The organism is Pseudoalteromonas sp. Z9A4 (assembly GCF_011378845.1).
Classification (GTDB): Bacteria; Pseudomonadota; Gammaproteobacteria; order Enterobacterales; family Alteromonadaceae; genus Pseudoalteromonas; species Pseudoalteromonas arctica.
Window position 1 is genome coordinate 1 of sequence record NZ_WTLA01000043.1, and the last position, 23200, is coordinate 23200.

The following is a 23200-nucleotide window of genomic DNA, read 5'->3' on the forward strand; positions in this document are numbered from 1 at the left end:
CCCACACAGATGATTGCTTTATATTGTTAAAGAACGTTTTGAGTCGCTTTAGCGTCTCAAGGGATGCGAATGATACACCCTTTATTTTTTGAGTCAACACTTAGTTTTAAACTTTCTTTTTAGATAATTTAAAACCGAAGTTTTATTTAACTCTCTGAGTTGTTCGTGCCTCGCTATGCGTTGGCGTTTCCCGTCTCAGTGGGGTCGCATTATAGGGATAAACGAGTGAGGGTCAATACTTTATTTCAGCTTTTTGACAATTAAATGAATTTAGTATGAAAGCTATACAAATAAAGGGCTATGAGGCTTTTTATGCCTATTAAACAACCAATGTATGAGCGACAAAACTATGTGCATACATAAAATTATATTATTTGGCTCCGTTAGGTTAAGCCAACTAAAGTTAGTCAGTTGGCTTTTGATAAAATATTGCCTATGCCGTTAATTAAAAGCTGTAATTAACGCCTGCGTAATAGCGCCGACCCGAATAGCTCGAGTTAAGTAATCGTGCATCTGTATCATCACCTAAACGCGTTACCGATTCCGACTTAGTTAAATTAATAACAGCAGCTGTTAAACTTAGCCCTTCATACAAATTAACCGATGCATTAACATCAACCTGTTCGTATGGATCTTGATATACATTTAACCCACTATTAAGGCCTAATACTGTCTCTCCTCGTTTATTATATGATGCACGTATATTAAAAGCGTCACCCTCGTAATAAACAGAGGTGTTGTACTGATACTTTGCACTGCCTATTAATGCCGACTGACCAAACTCTTTACCATTTACGGTTACATCTGCTTTGTTGGTTTTGTTATAAGTGTAGTTTGCGTAAAAACCAAAACCATTATCAAAGGCATGCTGAATAAATACTTCCGCGCCTTTAGATATTGCATCGGTACCATTACCTACAGTGCTATACGGAGCTATATTAATAGTACCCGCATCTACTATATTATTTTTTCCTGCAAAGTTTTGCTGCGCACCAATTACAAGCGGCACAACAAAGTTATCGACCTTTTTGTAAAATAGTGCCAAACCAGCTGCTGAGCCTTCGCTGTAATAATACTCAATAGATAAATCACTTTGTACTGACTCAAACGGTTTTAAGTTTTTATTACCGCCGTTTCCGCTAAAGCCAGAAAGCTCGTTAAATGCGGCTCTATCTTCTGCCCATTCATCTGATACGAATGTAATGCGTTGCTGCGCACCTAAATCGCTGTAATCAGGACGAGACATTACTTTTGCTATTGCCCCACGAATAACTAAATCGTCGGTTGCATCCCACGCTATATTAAAGCTTGGTAGTATTTGAGTGTCTTTGTTTTGCTGAGTGACTAATTGATAGTCTTCTACAAAACGAGCGTCACCTGTTACTGGCTCACCTGTTTCATCATTTGTGTGATCTAATTGGTAGGTATATAAGTCGGTAGATGAAGTAAATGTTTTTGTTTGCACAACACGCACGCCCAAATTACCTCTTACTTCACTAAATTCAAAATCGCCTTGAATATAAAAAGCAGATATCTTTTCTTCTATATCGTACACAAAATTATCTTCAATACGTGTATAAGGTACATAATTAGCAGTGACCATATCGCGGTATTTATTCCAGTCGATACTTGGCATTTGGTTTATATCAAAACCACCAGTAATATTATTCTCACTAGTAAATACATTTTGAGCTAATGGCATTCCACCATTCCACTGGTAGCTATCAAAACGAGTAATACCTTGCTCGCTTGCTTCGCCCGCAGCAATATCAAAATTAGGATCTAAAAAGAAGGTATTGCCAGTTTCACGATGAAGCGTGGAGTTACGATATTTGACACCGGTTCTAATTGTTTTTAAAAAGCCCCAATCAACATAAAAATCCACACCAGCCTGGTAGTAATCTTCCTCAAGCTCACTGCGTACAAAACTTGAGTTTGAAGAGCCAGCATCACGACCGCCTCCTATACCTTTTTGTAAGTTAGTTAATGTATTAGGGTCGATATTAAGTGATACATTATTTTGGTTGAGTGACCAGCCTGCCGTTTGAGCTGCATTTTGTATAGCAGTGGCGTTTTCGCCGGCGTTTGAACTTTTATATGCAGCCTCCCAGCTTTCTTCTGGCCCTCCTTCTGATTTTGTATTACCCACAACAAAACGCGCTTTAAAATTATCGCCTTCATAAGTTAAATTAAAATCAAAAGTATCGGAGGTAGATTCTTCGCGCACATAACTGCCGCGCATCCACGGAAGCTGCATATCACTTTCAATACCGCTTGCCATCGCATCGTATTGCATACCAGTGACAATAGTGCCCGACTCATCAAGATTTACATCAGTTAAAAAATCAGAATTTAAAGACCACTCAGGTATATCAATCACAGATTCTGTTCTGTCTTGCCCGAGCGTAAAGCCAAAGTAATTAAATCCAAGCTCTAAACGATTTGTTGGTCGCCATTGCGTACTAAATTGAATTCCTTCACGCTCACGTTTTTCGTTAAGAACTGAACCTCGCACAACTTGTGGAAACCAAACTCCATCGTAACTGTTTCCGTTTGCATCATTAATAGTATCCCAGCCGTTATTGTTATCAACTGCGTTACTGTTTATATCTGAAGGTTGTCCACCGCCGGTGTAACGCCACACATTTGAATCAGTTCCGCCCGAAAGAGTTCGGTTTGTCCGCTCCTGATACGTATAGCCTACCAATACACCGAAGTCTTCGTCATCGTTTTTCCATGAATATAAACCCGTAAACTGTGGTTCGTATTCTTTTGTAACATCAGCGTAAGTACTCTCTACATTAAATACACCTGAGTTTGCATCCATACTTAAAGGTTTTCGGCTATGCATTAATACAGTACCACCAACCCCACCTTCATCTAAGCGTGCCTCTGGCGATTTATAAATCTCGACACTTTCAATCATCGAAGACGGTAACAAAGCATAGTCAAATGAACGCGAAGGTTCACCCGGGGAAGACGCAATAAAATTACCATTAAGCTGTGTAAAAGTAAGTTCTGATGATAAACCACGAATACTGACTGACGAACCTTCCCCACCATCACGCTCAATTACCACACCGGGTACACGCTGAAGAGAGTCTGCTACATTTTTATCAGGGAATTTTCCAATATCTTCAGCGGTAATTGCATCAACCACAGAGCCTGACATACGTTTTACATCTAAGTTTTCGGCCATGCTTGAACGGATACCACGTACTTCTATTACTTCTATATCTTTTGTGTGCTGCGAGTTTTCGTTTTCTTGCGCTGCAAAAGCACACGTAGAACCCAAAACAGAAAAAATTGATACATAAAGTGATGACTTACAAAACGTTGAAAAAGGGAAAGGGTATATACTTGCTAATATCATGTGAGAGGTTGTTCCATTTAAATCTGCTCATAAAACTAAAGCGAGAAGTTAGTCCTTTTACGTAAACTATTTACGTAATGGCAAAAATTGTTCCTAATTTTACACAGCCAAACTTAATGGTTTGTTAACCAACAATATAAAATCGAGTGGATCCTCTTTTAACTGTATTTATACCTATTAAATGAAAGTTAAAACCCAGCCCACACATCAAAGCCGCTCTTAATTAACAAACTAAGAGAGGCTTTGCTGTGTTTAATAGCTTGATAAAATAATTACAGTGGGTAAATCATCATAAAGTGTATATAGAAAACGAAGGTGTATAATTAGGAGATGTAGTCAGCAGCTTACATTTTAAAAAGCAAAGCTGCCGAATGATATTTAAAAAGTAGAAAACCCTAAAGAACAGATGACTTTTCAAGTGTAGCAATAACCTCTGAAAGCTCGAGTAATGTAGGCTTTCCACCGTGATAGTTAGTATCTATATGGTAACTATTGCCAACCCAGAAAGGTGCTTTAGTTGAGTTATGTCCATGTATTGAAAAGTCGACTCCATGACTTTTAACTACCTTATTTTGTTTAACTACTTCGCGATCCCACAATAGAGATTGCACAGTCACCGATTTATCATCAGGATAATTTTCCCAATCCCACGATTGCGGAAATGTATGAGACAACCCAATTTTATAACCGCGATATTCAAGTACTATCGAAAGCGGCTTTGTTAGTAACTCATTACACATAACATCGAGCTTTTCACTCGATACATACTTATGCCAATTGCCACCATTGTCCGTCCATAATTTAAAAGCGGCAGCATCATTACTTAATAATGACTCCAGCATTAAATGCTCATGATTACCTAATATCAAACATGCCTTAATTTCGTGTAAGTACGTAAATAAATCATATGTTTTATCCCCACGATCAATAAAATCACCTAAACAAAATAAAGTGTCGCTTTGCGGGTTAAAATTTACGGTATTAAGTGCGCTTTTTAACGCTGGTAAATCACCATCAAGATCGCCAATTACAAATACTCGGCACTTATCATTTATGAATACGGCTTGTTTTGAAGATACAGCCTGAATAGCGTTAATACCTATATCCAAAATAGACTCCTATAGAATGCAATCTAAAACTTAGATTAATACTTGAGTTTATAAAGCCTTAAGGTAACACAATATAGTTGATAATTAATGAAGGTAATAAGATTTGATTGAAACTAAAAACACATGACGGCGGATTTTTGCTACAAGCTACATAAGTAATGTAGATAGTTTTTAGCCGATAGTAAAAAGCGGCTTAGCAAAATACCTAAACAAGCTATTAGCTAGTTAACAGCACATATTTATCAGCCAGTTCATCTAAGCTTTCACGCTTATTTGGATCAGGCTTTATACAGTCAATAGGGCAAACACTTACACAAGTAGGTTTATCGTAATGCCCTACACATTCAGTACATTTACTAGCATCAATTTGATATATTTTAGCTCCCATATAAATAGCCTCATTAGGGCATTCAGGATCGCACATGTCGCAGTTAATGCATTTGTTATTTATGAGTAGAGCCACTTATAAGCCTCTTCAATTAATATCATTATAAAACAAAAAGATAGAGCTAAACTAAATGTTTTTTGACTACTTTTGATACAAGTCCAGTTCAATAATAAACCTTTATTTTTCTTTAAATCGTAGCACACATTCGTAACACACCATTTTATTTTTAGGTGTAAATTGCAGCCACGAATTATGCCTATTTTTCTCTGTTGCTTTGTTGATCTCAATCAATAAAAATCGCCGCAAGGCCTTTATTTATATAGGTTATTACAAAGTGAAGCACTCTTTATCAACGCTTACCAAAGTTCAATACACGAAAGCTAAACTAGAATGGAACCAGCTCAAACCGCCGTTTTCTATGCAGCACATAAATCGGTGTGTTATTTTGGCCACTAAAATCATCTTTTTTAAAGGAAAAGAGAATTTAAAACAAGGGACTAAAAAATTAGACACTAAGCGTTTATCTAAATATGAAGCACAACACAGTCTTCGTATCATATTTACGTTATCTAACATTGTGCCTTTTTACTCGATCTTATCTAAATCGTTTTTAGCTCCAACTGAAACCTCTAGCTTAAAGTGGTTTTGGTACGTTTCTTCAAAAGTCTTTTATTTGGTGGACTAGGTTGATTGAAGTTTAAAAAGCAGAAATATCTGACAATGTAGTTTGGCTAACAGCATAACGACTCAAAAATTTTAGCCGTTATGCTGTTTATTGCTAGATTGTTTTTAAATAAGTTACCCGGTCTTTAAACCAGCTATTAACCATACGTTGGCTAAAGCTGTTCATTGGGCTGCTGGCATTAGTACGTAATTTACCCCATGATTTTTGCAGTTTAATATCAAACGTAGTATCCAATTCATCATGTAATTGAGTAGCAATATTTAGTATTGCTAAAACGGTTAGTGGATTTTCTGTTTGTTCTATTAAGCTTTCTAAATCAGCCTTGGGAGATATCCCTTGATTAAGAGCCAAGTACTGAATAGCCCTACCTCGATTAAGTGCACTACTGTCATGTAGTTTTATTTTATTGATTAAAGGTAATAACTCATTTGCCTCACTACCAAACGATAACAGCGTATTCATTGCCCAATAGCGATCCCATTGTTCATTTGATAACAATACTGCCTTTAACTTATTTTTTACTTGTTCAAACGGTTGTAGGCTCATATCTATTATATTGATAAAGCGGGCAATATTACTTTTGTGCTTTAAACCAAAAGTATTGGGGTCATCTTTTGCAATATCGACTAAATAAGATTCAGGATAAAAAGCTAAATCGGGCATCGATCGCAGCTTTTTTTGTAATCCTGTACGCATTTCAATCACTTCATCCGTGTATTGTGGTAATAGTGCTAAATTTTCAGTTTCGAAAGGATCTTGTTCAAGGTCGTATAATGCCTCTAACGGCTTATGTTTAAAAAAAGCACTTTGTACAGAGTTTAACTTGTTAGCCTTAAATAGGTATTTCCACTCTCTGTAAGCGGCCTGTTTATAACGGTAACTTGAAAACAATCCATCTGGGTTAAAAGGTAAATAGTTACGAATATATTTATATTTACCTTTGCCAAAGCCTCTTACCATATCGTATTTTTCATCAAATCTATCGGCAAATGAAAAGTTTGTATCACGCTTATTTAAATCATCTAAACTTAAATTTTTTGACAAAAAGCTTTCGCCATCCTGCAACTTAGATTTAGGTAAACCTGCCAGTTCAAGCAAGGTAGGGGCAAAATCTATAAAACTAATAATGCCATCTACTCGAGTCGATAGCTTAGCTTGTAAATCTTTATGTAATAAATGTCGAAAATTCTTTGGTACACGAACAACTAAAGGAACATTAAGGCCTCTTTGTGAAACAAACCCTTTGCTACCTGGTAAAACACCACCATGATCACCAAAATAAAATATGAATGTATCCTCTAATAATCCTTCCTCTTTAAGCTGATTTATTACCACGCCCATCTCTTTATCTACTTTTTTATGTAAGTCGAGATAACGAGCGTACGTATATCTGAATAGTTCAGTATTGGGGTGGATAGGATCTAATTCTACTAAATTGGGATTATGTATCGTTGGTAAATTTTCTATATCGCTTTCAGGAAAGTGTAGTTTTCCTTCATGCGTGGTTTTCCACGTTTGCATATGAAAGAAAGGTTGGCCTGCTTTGCGATTATGCCAGCTCGCTCCCTTTTTTGACGAGCTCCAATTATTCTGTGGTGAGATAAAGTTATAGTCTTCTTTGGCATCATTTGACGTGTAATAACCTGCTTTAGTGAGGTAATCACTTATTGTGCTTAATTCTTTAGGTAAGTTTATACGCTCAAATGGGCGGTGATATTCCATTGCTAATTTAGCAGGATACGCCCCCAGGGCGAGCGTTGTTCTTGCTGTTGAACATACAGGCGAGTTAGAAAATGCATTATTAAACACTAAGCCTTGCTCTGCCAAAAACTCTATATTGGGCATTTCAGCGCCTTTAGCGTTATACAATTTTAAATACCGTTTCGAGTTATCCTCTGATACTAACCAAACAAAATTTGGCCTTTTTTCAATCGCTTTTTTGGAAATAGGCGAGTCATCATTCGATATAGCAGAAGACTCACAACCCGATAACAGAGCAGAGGCAAGGCATATCGTTAGTATATGTCTCATTCCTAATTTTTTTATTGTCATAATATTCATCACTTATTAAGATACAAAAATAGCGGCACTCAGTACGCTTATTTAGTTAGTTAGTTAGTTAGTTACTAGTAACCAACATCAAAAAATCGAACTGATCCAGCAGGAACAGTAACGTTCATTTTATTATCAGTTATATGAAACGCTTCTTTAGATAAAATATCTTTTACCCATTTCGCTTTTTTATGAAAATGTATAGTTACATCTCTATCTTGAGGGTCAATATAGCCTTGATCGACTAAAATAATACGGCTATGTTTCTCGTCTAACTTAATTACAGACCAAGCAGAACCTTCAACACGTATAGGTAAATTTTGTGCTCCGAGCTCAATTGAGTGTTGCATCTCTGGGTAAAATTCTTCTGCACCTATCTCTTTATCATTACTAAAACCGACTCTTCCATTTGATACAAAATAAGGGGTATTTTGTTTTTTTAATTGCGCTGCAGATTCTATAGGGGCGATTGGGATCATGCCATTTGGCATTGGCGGAATGAAATTCAACCATCTATATTGCACACCTAAGGCCGCTCTAGAATAATCATACTTTGGTAAGTTTGTACCCGCCCATTGAATTTGCCCTAAACTCATCAAAGCATTGGAGTCATTTTCACTGTAGTGATTCATTTCGTGATGATTAGTTATTGAATGAGCTAACTCTATGTCTACATCTTTTATTAGCATCCATGAACCGATTGATTGCATTGCATCTTTTTCAACAATCGGTAAAACACCCGACTTCATTAATGCAAATAGAACATTTAATCCTGGCTGCTCGGTATAACGGCTATCAAAAATAATACCCATTCTTGAACCATACGCAGCTCTTAACACGGCAGTTCTAAGGTAGGGAGATACACTGCGCTGTCCACCAGGGCTAAGAGGACGCCAACTGGTTGGGTTATCATCAACAAGTCTCATTGCGTAATCGTTAACATAACCACCTAAAAACATGCCAACTCTACCGGTAAAATTTATATCTTGCGTACGTGATGTCGTATCCTCAGCAGAAGGAACTAAAATATCAGCGTACTGCCCAGAAAAAAACATATCTTTCCAAGGTTGCTGTTGAGAAGTCGTAGCCCAAAAAACATCTTTATATCTAAAATATAATTTTGCTTTGCCTTGCTTACGCATTGCTTTGGCTAAGCGTGGCATATACTCCGAGATAAAATAAAGTACTCTTGGATCTTTCGGGTCGTGCATTTCAGCATATAAAAAGCCAAGAGCGGTATTAGGAGCGGCCTCTAATATAGCCTCCATTGTGTCAATACTAACCCCAAATGGGTCTATACCGTGACCAGACCAAACAACAAAACTTTTTCCTTTGGCCTCAAATGCCTTCGCTTTTTTAATTAATTGCTCTCGCGTATCTTTGTATTTACCTCGGCGATCTTGCTTAAGCGCAATTTTGCCTATTTTTTTAACTAATTGGCTGCGATCCCATTTTTCAGTCCATCGCTCTTGGGCTACGCTAAGAAAATCGGCACCATTGAGTTTTTCCACATCACTATTTAGCTCTGCTTTAGTTAGCATTACCCAAGGTTCATTAGATTTCTTTTGGTAACTTGGCATTTCAAAAGCTAATGTTTGTTCATACAAATCATTAATATTTTTTTCAACTTGCGCTAACCGACCGGTTAATTGATGAGGAGTGTCTAACCAATTTTTATTATTTAAATCAAAACTATAAATAGTATTACCTCCACCAATTTGGCCTGCCGCAAAAAGTTTTTCGCTAGTGGCTGATAACTCTATATCATTAAAAATAAGGCCGGTGTGCTTTTCGCCAACTTGTTTTATTAACTTTCCTTTTGCATCAATTAAATAAGTAAGCCCCCCAAATTGAAGTACTATTTCGTTATACTTAGGTAATAGTGATGTGCCGTACACATGCGCATAACGCTGTCTTTGTGCAGATGCTATTTTAAAGTCTGCAATGCGTTTAAATTTGCTATTGTAAGCAACAAACGATGCAGCAGACTTTTGACCACTTTTATAATCACCGAAAAATAATAAATCGTCTAAACCATCCTGATCTAAGTCTGCGATGTCGATATCCGTTATCATCATATTTTTAGAAATGTCTTTAACATTTCGATCTGCAGGGCTAATTTTGCTTATTACCTTCTTTGATTTAGGGTCAATAAATCCCATAAAATCCCAACGATACTTATCACGATCTAAAGTAAAAACAAATAAGCTGTCTTTGTCGCTGGATAAAAAACGACCTGATTCTATTTTGCGAACCACACCCTCTAATTTTGTTTCGCTGAGTAGTTGTCCATTACTATTTAGCTCATACAAAATAAAGTTATTCCCCCCTGCGTAAATCCGTTTTTCACCGTCAACACGTGCTACTGCAACTTCACTAAAGCGAACTTTTTTAGGTGGAGTAAATTTCCAAAGAGGGGCTACCTTATTTTTAGATGTGGTATCCCATGCATAAATACTTCCATCAGCACTTGCTGCTATTAGCTCATCAGATTGATCATTATTTAAATCCGTACTATTTATCTCAAAAAGTACTGCTTTATTTTGAGTTGCGCTTCGCCACAGCTCTTCACCATTTGAACTATAACTTGCTACAGCACCATCTAATTCAGATGTATAAACAACGGGTTGACCATTTACTGTACCACTTGTAATTTGACGAAGACCATTGCCCTGTGTCGTAAAATAATCTTGTGAAACTTCACTTGCAAAGCTGCTAACACAGAAAAGTAACGTTATTGATGCCGCGCTTAATTTATTAACAATTTTTTTCATTGATATACCCTCACCTTTAGGTGAATTGAGAAACTTTAATATAATGTGTGTGTTTTAATGCGATAGTTAAATATTTACCTACTTAATTTATAAACAGGCCCTAAAAAAACGTGTAGAGGTGCGCTCCTAAAAGATAAATTTTAGAGTGGCGTGTTTATTTAAGTTACCCGTTGTTTATTTAAAGTAGGCGTTATAAAAGCTTATATAAGCAATATAAAACTGACTAAAAGTACTTATTATTAAAATACTCATTTTAGTTTTTAGCTCTTTTATAAGTTGTTGTGGGACTAAGTAGCTGGGACTTACTTTCAGAGAATCCTTGTAAAATATTATTTATAGAAATGGTAATATTGTCGCTGTTGTTTATTAAAAACAATGAGTCATATTTTTTACGCTCAGGATATCCAGTCGTTTTTTCAATGATGTTATTTTCAAAAACTAAATGTGAAACAGAAAATAAATTGAGAATAGGCGCTTTATCAAACACTTTGAATGTGTTGCCTTTTATTACAATATTTTTGTTATATCGTGATGTTTCTTTAAACTGCTCATCAATTCCAGCGTCTACGGCTATAACCCCCTGCCCCCACTGACTATAAAAACTATTTTCAAAAATATTATTTTTAATCGTTACATCTCGAACGCCACCTTGCTCAAACCAAAAATTTGCGTCGCCTTCAAATAAAATGGCCGATCCCGATGTATGAAAATAGTTATTTTCAACTAACGTTTTACCGCGGCTATTTAACAACATACCTCTGGCTCGGTTTTTACGAATTGTATTTCCTTTAATTATGACGTGTGCATAATCTCGAACCTCAGCAACAGAATCACCTTTTTGTAACCGGCTATCAAATGGCTTAACAAACTCAATTCGCGTTACTTCATTACTAACTCGAGTACTCTTTGCAACCAAAGCTGACCCATAAGTTATCAAACTGGGGCCATGAACTAGCTCTAACTCAGTTTCTGAGCCTATAAAATCGAAACCAAATTGCTGTGGATGTTGTAGCTTAATTTCTACCGTTTTATCATCTATAATTTTATCAATTGCAGCATAAATTCCATGTATGTTAGTTGCATCATCCTTTTGACTTTCGAATAAGTTATCAATCAACTTAATTTTTCCAGTACAATTAACAAAATGCGTTGCATCCGCTGTTGTGCTTACAATACGCCCTTTGCTAGGAGAGACTTTAGAGTCTTTGATTGTAATATTATGAGATCGTTGAGCAATTACTCCCATCCCCCCTGCATGATGAATGGTAATATTATGAAGTTCGACATTGTTACTGTCTGAAATAACCACACCGGGGTAATCACGATGCTTTGCCTGAAAAACTAATATATTTCCAACTTTTGCTTTCAAATTTGGATGAAAAATTCTTACAACGTCGCCTCCATCTAGCTTTTCAGCACGTAAAGCATTTCCAGTAAATATATCTTGCGCCATATACTCAGGCTCACGCAGTGCAAAGTTAAACTCTAATACACGCTTGTATTCATATTTATATTCATCTTGCGAAATTTGTTTACGTTTAAGTCTGTCTTTACTTTTTATTCCTGAGGCTTGAAATAGCTGAGACTGAAATTTTAAAATACCGGCCTCATTAATCTTATAAGGGAATTGGTCTGTAAATTTTAAATCTAAATACCCTTTTCCAGCACCAACAATTAATGCTTCGGAGTGAAAAGCCCGAGAAAAGTCGATAGAAAAATTACGAAGTATAATATGACTACTTTCATCTAAAATAAATGGCACTAAACCACCATGAAAAATAAAAGTAGAGTTATTTCCATCTATTTCAAGATTATTAAATAATGACAAAGGAAATGTAATACGTTTAATACCTGGGTCATTATTGCTTATATACATTAATCTATCGGCGGCTCGCTCTTCATAAAAGTCGTACCGACCTTTAGGAAAAGTGATTTTTGTTGCACCGATTTTTTTAGCCTCTTGCAAAGCTTTATATAAGCTATGGGTACTGTCGGATCCTGTATCTTTAATCGCGCCAAAGTCGCTTATATCTATCACTTTATCATTTGCAATAGTGCACAAGCTAAATAGAAATAGAGATAGAGATAGAGATAGAGATAAACTCAAAGTGAATTTAACGACAGAAATAAACATAAAAGATCCTTTGCCATATAATTTGATTGAAGTTACTTAATAGAGCCGTCGTCTATTAAAGTGCCTTTAGAGCTATCATCAACGATAAGCACTCGTTGTACTTTGCCATTATAAGTATTGTTTTTAAGTTCAATATTTTCACTGTTAACAAACTCAAAAAGTGGGCTATCTGGATGCAATACAGGCTGGTTAATATTACGATTAATCGTATTACCCGACACCGTTAAACCGCCAACTCTATCAGCCCAAACAATACGATTACCAAAGCTATTTATTGTGTTATTTTCAAATCGAATGTTGCGATCGTATATCTCATCTTGATTAAAACTTGTGCTAAGTCTTGGTGTTATGTTTAAAACCGCATGAGGTTTCCCTGCATAAGCTACATAGTCAAAAGTATTGTTTCTTATGAGTACGTCCTCTACTGCACCCGATTCGTACCAAAAGAAGGTTTCTCCACGAAACAAAATTGATGACATCATTGATGAAAAGAAATTATCTTCAATAACGGTTTTTAATGGTGTTTTTAAAACTACATTACGCGCGCGGTGGTTTTTAATGATGGTTTTACGCATTGTGAAAGTAGGGTTCCACGTTTTATTTTCTAACAAGTCACCTTTGGTAAGCTGTTTTGGCAAGCTATCTTTGAACTTAATCTGCGTATAATTTTCATTAATTATGTTTACCGATTCAACTATATTTATATTTTCTCTTTTGGTATTTGGCTGGTGTATAAACCAAATTTCATCACCTTGACCAGTAAACTCAAATCCTGTTTGCTCAAAGTGACCAAACTTGACCAATACAGTGTGACTATCAATTATTTTGTCAACTATGGTGTAAGTACCATGTACGTTTGCACCGTCATCTAGCATATTTTCAAAACGACTATTTTCTATTAAAATATCGCCCTTACAATTAGCAAAGTGAGTTGCATCAGCCGTTGTAGAAATTAAGCGCTCTGAACCATCACGTAAATAAACGCCTGAGTTTAGAATCTGAATGTCTTCACTTTTTTCAAATAAAAACCCCATTCCTAAAGCGTGATGTATAACTACATTATCAAACACTATATTTTTAGAATTTTTCACTTGAAAAGCAGGTGCGTACCGATGTGTTTCTCTGTCGCCTTTTGAGCTTGTTAACGAGCCAATCGGAGGGTGATTTTTAAGTTTTTCGTGAATTCTTAAAACACCATTTCCTAAGTCTTCTACGTTATCTGACTTGCTTTTACTGTCTATACCACCATGAACAACTCGCTTTTCATTTTTATCCCAAGCAAGTGTAGAGCCTAAATAGTCATAACTAAATCCATCAACATTTGGGAACCGAATTTTTCCTCCTTTAAGATCCCACTGATGATCGCCTTTAACAGGCCTTACGTCTCGATACCCTTGTTTCTCATTTACTGCCAGTACTTCAGCTACAAACGTAAACGGTATATCCCAATCAATAGTAATGTTGCTAACTTTAACGCTTTTATTATTATAAAATTCAAATGGCGCTATTTGCCCATGAAAAATAAATTCAGACCCAGCACCTTCAATTTCAACTGAGTCAAAACCATCTAAAGAAAAAGCTATTTTTTTTAATCCATTACCATGATTGGTAATTCGTCGGTACTCACTTGATGCATATTCAGGTAAAAACTTATAAGTCCCTTTCTTAAATACAATTTTTAAATCTTTATCTTTTACATTTTTCAGAGCGCTGCGAATAATCGGGGTCATATCCTGCGCTACCGGTTCAAAAGTTAAAACCTCTTTAGCGTACAACTGCATAGAAAGCAGCGGTAAAGCACTTAAAATTAAGGGGATTACTTTAGTTTTATAATTCATTCTTATGTCTCAATTTTTTATGGGTTGTGTTTATGATCTTAATTGAACGCTCAGAATTAATATTTCTGAGCGCTCAGCGCCTAAGCTACTGAAATTTCTTTCGGTATATATGCTCTATTTCGCTGTAATACGGCGTTTTAGGCTTTGGCATGTAGGCTGGCCATTGGATTGGTGAATACACTTTATCACCCGGTATATTTACTGAATCAGGATGGTGTAATCGATAGCTTTCACATTGAGTACTTACACAATTTTTACCCCATATATCAAGCACCTCTTTAACTGCTCGCTCAGACTCTGGATATGCACCCTTGTCGTCTGTTTTGGCAATCCAATCGAGTAAAATTTGGCGATGACGTAAGAGCTCTTTTTTATACTTAGGCAATGCAGCTAAATTTTTAATTTGGTCAGGGTCTGATTGCAGATCATATAACTCCTCTACCGGCTTTGTTGCAGAATAGTATGCTGCTTGCACTGGGGTTAGCTTACCTTCTTCATATAAAGCACGAGCCTCTATAGAGTATTGTTTTTTATCGCGGTATTGCGGTTGAGCGCTCGAAAGCTCTGGATGAAATTGGCGTATGTAACGGTATTTTTCAGTTCGTACGCTTCTCGCTCTGTCAAATGTATAATCCATTCGATCTTTGGCTGAAATAACGTAATCTCGACCTGAAAACTCTTCAGAAAAAACATTCTTACCGTCATAATAAGAAGGAATATCAATCCCGGCTAAAGCAAGGCTGGTTGCTGGTATATCTAAACCGCTGATCAAATCATTTCTTACAGCACCTTTACCTTTTAATAGCTCTTTACCTGCAGGCCAACTGATAATTAAAGGTACTTTTACGCCATCCTCATAAAGCTCCTGTTTGTGACGAAGTAACAGCATGCCATGATCTGAAAACCAAAAAATTGCAGTGTTTTCTAATATATTATTGTCATCTAACTCTTTTAAAATTTGGCCTAATTCGATATCAGACAAAACTTGAGTTTTATAATGCTTTGCCCATTCAGCGCGTGTTGCCGGGGTATCTGCATAATAAGGTGGAAGCGTCATTTTATCAGGGTCGACTTGAGGAACGTCTTTACCCTTAAAGTTATGATGCTTTCCGCCTTGTAGCTGTATCTGACCAAAAAACGGTTTATTTTTAAGGTTTTTAGCCCAATCAAATTTAGTGCCGTCATGTGCACCTTGAAAGCCCGCTTTTCCTTCGTGAGCATTGTAAAGTTTGCTACGATCATACTTAAAATTGTAATCATCTTTACCAATATTAAATGTCTGATATCCAGCATCAACAAACAGCTCTGGAACCGTTTTATATCCTTCTGGTAAAAAAGTCGCATTGTAACTGGCACGACTAGAACGATGATTTTGAAGGCCCAAGGTCGTTTGATATTGCCCTGTAATTAATGCTGAACGTGTTGCAGAACACACTGGAGCAGGCTGGTGTGCATTTGTAAAACGAACGCCTTGATCTGCAAATTGTTTAATATTTGGTGTTGATACAGTGTAATCACCCCAAGCATTATTCCACGGATTTTGATCCTCCATATAAATCCACAAAATATTTGTCGGTTTTTTTTGATTAACGGCTAATTTAGTTTTATCTATATTTTTAATACTTTTTGAGGTACTCACCTCTACATTAGCGTGTGCGCTAACTGTAATTAGCATTGTTATTGGTAAAAAAATTCTAAGTAACATAAAAGGCCTTTTATAAAAAATGATACAAGCAATTAAATGTATCAATAAGTTGAAATACAGAACCGTTTGTTATTTTCATCCAAGAAAAACACTCCTCAGCTAACTACTCTAAAGTAATGCTTTTCCCTTCCACGATTAATCAGCCAATCGCAGCTAGGCAAATATCGCCGCGACCACTGCAACACGGGCTATCTGCTTACTGGCTAATTAATACAACTGAATCTGAAATTAATTTTTCTCCACTAGCAGTCACTTTTATTTCCCCTAGCATGTTTTTATTACTTTTAACGATTAACATGGCTTTGCCGTAAAAGGCATGACGATAATCAGCTTGAAATGGGGCTGTTGTTGCCGAATCACCATTTCCGACCCCAATAATTTCGCCAGCACCTTCAACTTTAAAATTAATTTTATTATCAGCATCAGGAACTAAATTACCGTCTTTGTCTGTAATCTCTACGGTGATATAAGAAAGATCATAACCATCTGCGCTCAGTATTTTTCTATCAGGAGATAGCGCTATTTGAGCTGCTTTACCTGCTGTTTTAACCGTTTTAACAGAAACCACTTTATTATTTGTATATGCTACAACCTTAATTTCACCAGGTTGATACTCTACGTCCCAACGCAGTCGATACGGAGAATCAAAGTATTTAACCGACTTGTCGTAACGTAGGCTGACAGGTAAGCGTACTTTATCTTCACCTTTTCGTTTTCTTCCTTTAGATTGACCATTTACAAATAACTCAACCTCTTCAGCATTTGTATATGCAAAAACAGGGATTGTTTCACCGACTTTTTCGGGCCAGTTCCAATGTGGTAATACGTGTACCATTGGTTTTTTTGTCCACTGGCTTTGGTAAAGGTAAAATCTATCTTTTTTAAATCCAACTAAATCAACAGCCCCAAATGATGAACTTCGTGCTGGCCAATCTTGATTCCAATAAAACTTATTTCCATGATCACGACCACCGTAAGGCGTAGGCTCGCCAATATAGTCAAAACCTGTCCATATATACTCACCCATAACACTTGGATTATTCTTTAAATTTTCGAATTCTATATCTGGGATATAAGCCCAAGGAGGAGTGATCACATCAAAACTGGTGACATATTTAGACTCATGCTTATTATATTTTTCAATTGGGAAATGATACACACCACGCGTACTTACAACAGATGATGTCTCCGTTCCTACAATTATCCAATCGGGGTGTGCTTGCTTAATTTCTTGATATTTATAAGCCTTATAATTTAGACCCACAATGTCCATTTCTTGTGCCATGCCTTTATCTATAAAGTCAGGGTACATGCTCAAGCCATTGGTAACTAAACGGGTAGGGTCTTCGTCATGTGCAATACGTTGTAAATTTTTAGCAACTTTCCAACCGTCATCTGTGCGCTGCTCCATAACCTCATTACCAATACTCCACATGATTACTGAAGGGTTGTTACGGTATTGTTTGATCATGTCTCGTAAATCGCGGTCATGCCACTGTTCAAAGTTCTTATTGTATCCATTTACTACAGCAGGTTTTTCAATTTCCCACATATCGAAAGATTCAACTTGCAATAAAATTCCCATTTTATCAGCCAATTCAACCAACTCTGGTGATGGAGGGTTATGAGAAGTTCGAACAGAGTTAGCGCCCATTTCTTTCATTATTTCTAGCTTTCTTTCAATAGCACGCTTATTAACAATAGCGCCTAGCGGCCCATTGTCGTGGTGTAAACAAACACCCTGAATTTGAACTCTTCGGTCATTGAGCCAAAAGCCATCGTCAGCCTTAAATTCAATTTTTCGAACACCTAGCGGTACAGAATTTACATCAACAGTTTTTCCATCTTTTACAACGCTAGTAACTACCGTATATCTATATGGATCTTCAGTGTCCCATAGCCTAGGTTGACTAATTTTAAGTTGATGTTGGATTTTATGTTCACTATTTGCAGGTAATATAAGATCTAGAGCTGTCTCATCGACTACAACACCCTCAGCTGATTTTATACTTGTTTTTATAACAACAGCTTGAGACACTTTTTCGGTATTAATAACAGTGGTTTTATAATCAACAATCGCTTTATTTTTTGTAATAGCTGGGGTTGAAACAAATGTTTCCCATTGCTTAATATGTACTTTGTCGTTAATTTCAAGCCAAGTATTACGATAAATACCTGCTCCTGAGTACCAACGAGCTGAAAAATTTTCAGGAGATAACTTTACTGAAATCACATTTTCATCGCCTGGGTTGTTTAGATAAGGTGTAATATCAAATTCAAACGCAATATACCCAAATGGACGACTGATAACCTTATTTCCATTAACAAAAATTTCAGTGTTCGACATTGCACCATCGAAGGTGATAGAAACTGATTTCCCAAGGGTCGATTTTGCTAAAGTAAAATGCTTTCGATACCACGCTGTTCCAAATACCGGTAAACCACCATTTCTAGCACTGTAAGTTTTATCAAATGGTCCTTCAATTGCCCAGTCGTGAGGCAAGTTTAACGTTCGCCATTTTGAATCTTCAAATTTGCTTTTATCTGCACCAACGTGCTCACCTTTGGCAAATAACCAACCATCATTAAAACTTTCTCTCTCATTATTTGCCCAAGAATTAGCACTAATCATGCTTATTAGCATAATTAGTACTTTTAATGGCTTATATTTATTTACAAAATTGAAGTTCAAAATACTATTCCTGTATGACTTATTAAATAGGGATAACGTTATCCTTAAAAATTAAACTTAATTGAACGGTATGTCAATATCGCATTAACTTTATATAAACTTAAAAATCATATAAAAAAACATAAACAACTGATATTCATCGTAAAATAAATAGTTATGTTCCTCGTTCTTTACAATAAATTACATTGGGAGTTAATCAGGATAAACAGCAGGGGGGATCGTTATCCTAAGAGGAGGTAATTAAAACAAGTTAAATATAGGAGCTGATAACCTACAAATCTATTTTTTTAACTGATTTGCGCACAACTAAAGTAGGCATAAATAAATGCGTTCTTTGAACTATATCTTCTTTTTCTAAAGTCATTTGTAGTGACAGCTTTGTAGCATACTCAGACATTTCAATAATAGGGTAACGAATGGTCGTCAGTGCTGGGCGACATTTATGTGCTATATCAAGATCATCAAACCCCATAACAGATACGTCTTCAGGTACTCTTTTGCCTATATCAAATAGCGCGTTCATGAGGCATACCGCCATTTCATCATTGTAAGCAACAATCGCTGTGAAATTTGCGTTTCTTTTGTATAACTCTTTAACAGCATACACACAATATTCTTCAATATTCGAAACAACGTCTTTTACAGGACTGTGTTCAACAATATTTTCTTCAGGGATTGGGATCCCTTTTGATTGAAAAAATTGACGAACACCTCGAATACGTTCTTCTTGATCGTTGTTGAGATTTAAACTGACTAAAGCGATATCTCTATGGCCTTGGCTGTATAAATAATCAGCCGTCATTCGCCCACCTGATACATTATCAAGCCAAACACATCTTGACGCTAATTCAGGTATAAAGCGGTTAATAAAAACTAAACCTGGAATTTTTTCAGCGAGATCTTTTAAATCATCAACAGAGCCAGACTTACTGTGCAAAATAATATTTTCGCAACCGTGCTCTCGAAATGAGTTTATGGCATCTATTTCGTGCTCAGGATCGTTATGTGAATTACGCATCATTACTTGAAATGACTTTTGGCGTGCTGCGGTCTCTGCACCAAAAGCAATAGAGCCAAAAAAAGGCTTGTGAAGTGCTGGAGTAACAATACCAACTAGCTCAGATCTTCTACTCACTAATGCTCTTGCATTGGTGTTGGGTCTATAACCCATTTCATCAATTACTTTTTGAACTTTAGCTCGACATTTTTTACCTACCTTCCCTTCTCCTCGCACTACACGAGAAACCGTTGAAGGTGATACATCCGCTACGCGGGCAACATCCTTTATAGTGACCATTGAGTTTAAGTTCTCCAAGAATAGTTAAGATAATTAATTTGTGCTAACGTTATCCCATAATTTTGCTCTTTTCAAATGAAAAATCTACATATCGCCTGATTATAACCATAAAAATAAGGTGGTTAAGCATTAGTGAGAAACCATGATCCAATTAAATAATAAAGACGTGATGCTTAAACAAAAAATATTGCTCGGTATCGGCTTTCTTGGAATATTTTTCTCTCATCAAGGTATCGGTATTTTAGCTATTCCTTATTACCAAATGACACTCGGTGTAGATCCTTTTTTCTTAGCCTTGGCTATAAAAGCTCCTGTTTTCGTAGCTAGTTTCATTTCCCCACTAGTTGGTTATTGGTCAGATAAATTACAAACCCCCTACGGTAGAAGAAGACCTTTTTTATTCGTATTCCCTTGGCTTTCATGTATCGTTTTTGGGTTTATTTGGATGGTACCTATTCATTGGGCGCAAACATACCAGCTATATTATTTTTCATTCATGGCGCTTTTATTTTATGCCTTTAATGCGTGTTGGACATTACCAATGAAGTGCTTGGCCTACGAGGCATCTAACAACTATCACGAACGAACAAAAGTTATGGCCTTTGTTACTTACTTTTTAAAATTAGGGGGTATTACCTATCATTGGATATTCCCTTTAGCAAAGCTAAGTATTTTTGGTGGGGTTGTGTTGGGCATGCAATATGTGGGTTGGGGTGTTGCTATAGTATGTTTGGGTTGCTTTGGTATGCTACCGGCTCTATTTCTAAAAGAGCGTGATTACAAAAAGACTGAAGTTAATAAAAATCTCCCTTTACTTTCAAGCTTAAACGCAATTATAAAAAATAAAAACATGAAGATTTTGCTCATTTTAATTGCTGTACAACTTACAGTTGGAAGCTTTGCAGCAAGCATGGATTACTACGTATTAGTCTACTACATGAATGACGGCAATATTCTGGCTGGCGCTACATCTAAAGGCATACTTTCGAGCTCATACGCAATTGCAGGTATTGCTGCAATTTACGTGCTGACATCCCTTTCTACACGTATAGGTAAAGTAAATACCTTAAAGTGGTCTTATAGAGTAACTATTATCGGCGGCTTTGCTAAGTGGTTTATATACCAACCTGGTAATGATTGGTGGTTGGTTTTAGATGCTATTTTATGTTGCTCAATTTGGGCCAGCATTGGTGTCATTGTATCTTCAATGATTGCAGATCAAATAGATGCTGATGAAGTTGCAAACAAAGTTCGTAGAGAAGGTTTGTTTGCCTCTTTGCAATACTGGATTATTGCAATTGCAAGTACCATTGCCATGATAGGCTCAGGGTTAACATTAAATTTAATCGGTTTTGACGCCTTACTTGGAATCAATCAATCACCTACCTCTCTTTTATTGATGAGAGTTATTTTGGTTGCGGGTACAATTATTTCGGCTGTTGTAGGTTATTTTTTTATTAGTAAATACAGTCTTGATGAAGAAGCATTTGAAAAAATAAAGCACCAATTAGCGGAAAAACATAGCCCGACGCCTTAAATTTATAAATGTAATGTGGCTTTTAATTTTAATTATATCAAACCACTATTATAAATCTCTATAGAGTTAACCGACCTTTGTACTGGTCGATTAACTCTATAGGCGTATTAAATCCGTGTGTAGCGTTTATAACTTAAGGTTCAAGTCTTATTTCAATAGACTGAAGTAGTTATAAGTATTTCTATCTTTTATTTTTTGAGCAAAGCCCATTCCTAAGTTTTTAAGCTGCTGCGCATTATTATAAGCGCCCATTTTGAGTTTTAATTCACTCACGGCCTGCGCTGTTGAGCCAATGCTATCTAGCGCTAAAAAGTACAAATAAGCGTATTGCACGTTATTACTCTCAAGTGTCATTGCGTGTTTAAATGAATCAACTGCAGCGGGTTTGTTACCGCTTCTAATAAGCGCCATACCGTTTGCATAATGTAGCGGCGCAGAGGTAGGTACTGCTTTTAAACCACTATTTAACGTGCTTTGCATTTTTGCTGTTTGACCAAGGCGATAATAAATATCGGCTAAATTTACATAACTTGCATCAAAGTAAGGGTCAACGCTAATGCCTTTTTGTAACGACTTTATAGCACCGTTTATGTCTTGTTTATTAAGCGCGAGCATACTTTGATTGATGTTACCTTCACCGCGCCATGTATTGACGGTATTAGCGTGTGCAAGCTCTATAATTGATTGATTAAGCCCGTTTAACTGCGCTGTTGTTTGGCTTAGGTTTTGCGCAGCAGCAACACGCACCGACTTTAATTTGTCGGTTAATAGTTGCTTGTAGCTTTTTAAGCGCTCTGCTTCGGGGAGTAAAAAGCCCACTTTAGCAATCGCTAAGCGAATAAGCGGAAGCGGCGAGTTAACCCAACTTTTTACTGTGGCATCGTTTAGCTCAGCGCCCGAATTACCTAAATAGGCAATTGCACTGGCGCGGTCTATTTCATTTAACGAAAAGTCATTAATTAAGCTCATATGTGCATTTTGCGATATCGCTTTTAATGAGCGTAACTCAAGCATACTGTGCTCGCTTGCACTTAATGCCGGTGCTTTACCATGCCATTTTTCAAGCGTGCTTGCTGCCCATTCGTTTGTTTGACCGTCGTGGCATTGCACACACGCATTGGGTGTATCGTATTTTATTGATATGTCAGGGCGCGGAATTTTAAAGCTGTGGTCGCGCCTGTCATCAACGCCCATGTATCTGTTGGTTGGCATGTGGCAGCTAACACATTGTGCGCCGGTTGATTGTTCTTTATGGCGATGATGCTCGGGTTTGTTATATTCGCTGGCACTGTGGCACTGTAAGCACAGCCCATTTGTTTTTGTTTTAACTTTCATGGTGTGTTTATCGTGGCAGTCAACACAGTTAACTCCGGCTTTGTACATTTTACTTTGTGCAAAAGAGCCAAACACATACACTTCTTCTTTAATTTGGCCATCGGCGTGATACAAATTTGGTTCTAAAAATGAAGGACTAAATTGGTCTAAAAACGCTTGGCTGTTATCAAAGCCATCGGTTAATGGGCTTCGAAGCGAATGACACGCATAACAGCCTTGCATAAAGCTGTTATCGCGCGGCTCACCTTGCCAAGTAGCAATTTTATTATCGCCAATTATTT

At 36.7% G+C, this 23200-nt stretch carries 12 protein-coding genes; 1 reads left to right on the top strand and 11 read right to left on the bottom strand.

Features of this window, described 5'->3' with window-relative positions; genetic code table 11:
- Window positions 1–445: 445 nt before the first annotated feature.
- The 10 genes from GQR54_RS18845 to GQR54_RS18890 form a co-directional block, all read right to left on the bottom strand.
- Entirely contained in the window at window positions 446–3373 is a 2928-nt protein-coding gene (locus tag GQR54_RS18845) for a TonB-dependent receptor (RefSeq protein WP_166379559.1), read from the bottom strand.
- A 395-nt stretch (window positions 3374–3768) separates the two neighbouring features.
- Window positions 3769–4482: a metallophosphoesterase gene (locus tag GQR54_RS18850; RefSeq protein WP_166379560.1), complete on the bottom strand. Its 714-nt coding sequence runs from the start codon at window positions 4480–4482 to the stop codon at window positions 3769–3771.
- 217 nt (window positions 4483–4699) lie between these two features.
- On the bottom strand, window positions 4700–4945 hold the full coding sequence (locus GQR54_RS18855) for a YfhL family 4Fe-4S dicluster ferredoxin (RefSeq protein ID WP_024594128.1): 246 nt from the start codon (window positions 4943–4945) through the stop codon (window positions 4700–4702).
- Window positions 4946–5648: 703 nt separating this feature from the next.
- Window positions 5649–7616, bottom strand: a complete 1968-nt coding sequence (locus GQR54_RS18860) for a sulfatase (RefSeq protein WP_024594130.1) — start codon at window positions 7614–7616, stop codon at window positions 5649–5651.
- Between the two features lie 65 nt (window positions 7617–7681).
- Window positions 7682–10381, bottom strand: coding sequence for a hypothetical protein (locus tag GQR54_RS18865; RefSeq protein ID WP_166379562.1), 2700 nt, complete (start codon window positions 10379–10381; stop codon window positions 7682–7684).
- 253 nt (window positions 10382–10634) lie between these two features.
- Window positions 10635–12515 carry a right-handed parallel beta-helix repeat-containing protein gene (locus tag GQR54_RS18870; protein ID WP_166379564.1) on the bottom strand — a complete coding sequence of 627 codons (1881 nt, stop codon included), beginning with the start codon at window positions 12513–12515 and terminating at the stop codon, window positions 10635–10637.
- Window positions 12516–12547: 32 nt separating this feature from the next.
- Window positions 12548–14353, bottom strand: coding sequence for a right-handed parallel beta-helix repeat-containing protein (locus tag GQR54_RS18875; protein WP_166379566.1), 1806 nt, complete (start codon window positions 14351–14353; stop codon window positions 12548–12550).
- An 85-nt stretch (window positions 14354–14438) separates the two neighbouring features.
- Complete coding sequence (locus GQR54_RS18880; protein ID WP_024594238.1) at window positions 14439–16058, bottom strand: sulfatase; 1620 nt, start codon at window positions 16056–16058, stop codon at window positions 14439–14441.
- 196 nt (window positions 16059–16254) lie between these two features.
- Complete coding sequence (locus GQR54_RS18885) at window positions 16255–18750, bottom strand: glycoside hydrolase family 2 (protein ID WP_024594237.1); 2496 nt, start codon at window positions 18748–18750, stop codon at window positions 16255–16257.
- A gap of 271 nt (window positions 18751–19021) precedes the next feature.
- Complete coding sequence (locus tag GQR54_RS18890) at window positions 19022–20047, bottom strand: LacI family DNA-binding transcriptional regulator (protein ID WP_024594236.1); 1026 nt, start codon at window positions 20045–20047, stop codon at window positions 19022–19024.
- A gap of 142 nt (window positions 20048–20189) precedes the next feature.
- Here GQR54_RS18890 and GQR54_RS18895 point away from each other — a divergent pair, with 142 nt between their 5' ends.
- A complete protein-coding gene (locus tag GQR54_RS18895; protein ID WP_024594235.1) occupies window positions 20190–21584 on the top strand; it encodes an MFS transporter in 1395 nt (464 codons plus the stop codon).
- Between the two features lie 147 nt (window positions 21585–21731).
- Here the strand turns inward: GQR54_RS18895 and GQR54_RS18900 are convergent.
- On the bottom strand, window positions 21732–23200 hold a 1469-nt coding region (locus tag GQR54_RS18900; RefSeq protein ID WP_166379568.1), incomplete at its 5' end, for a cytochrome c3 family protein.

Excerpts from the sequence above, each read along its gene's own strand:
- GQR54_RS18845 (WP_166379559.1), bottom strand. The coding sequence starts at position 3,373 with ATGATATTAGCAAGTATATACCCTTTCCCTTTTTCAACGTTTTGTAAG.
- GQR54_RS18860 (WP_024594130.1), bottom strand. The coding sequence starts at position 7,616 with ATGAATATTATGACAATAAAAAAATTAGGAATGAGACATATACTAACG.
- GQR54_RS18865 (WP_166379562.1), bottom strand. The coding sequence starts at position 10,381 with ATGAAAAAAATTGTTAATAAATTAAGCGCGGCATCAATAACGTTACTT.
- GQR54_RS18870 (WP_166379564.1), bottom strand. The coding sequence starts at position 12,515 with ATGTTTATTTCTGTCGTTAAATTCACTTTGAGTTTATCTCTATCTCTA.
- GQR54_RS18875 (WP_166379566.1), bottom strand. The coding sequence starts at position 14,353 with ATGAATTATAAAACTAAAGTAATCCCCTTAATTTTAAGTGCTTTACCG.
- GQR54_RS18880 (WP_024594238.1), bottom strand. The coding sequence starts at position 16,058 with ATGTTACTTAGAATTTTTTTACCAATAACAATGCTAATTACAGTTAGC.
- GQR54_RS18890 (WP_024594236.1), bottom strand. The coding sequence starts at position 20,047 with ATGGTCACTATAAAGGATGTTGCCCGCGTAGCGGATGTATCACCTTCA.
- GQR54_RS18895 (WP_024594235.1), top strand. The coding sequence starts at position 20,190 with ATGATCCAATTAAATAATAAAGACGTGATGCTTAAACAAAAAATATTG.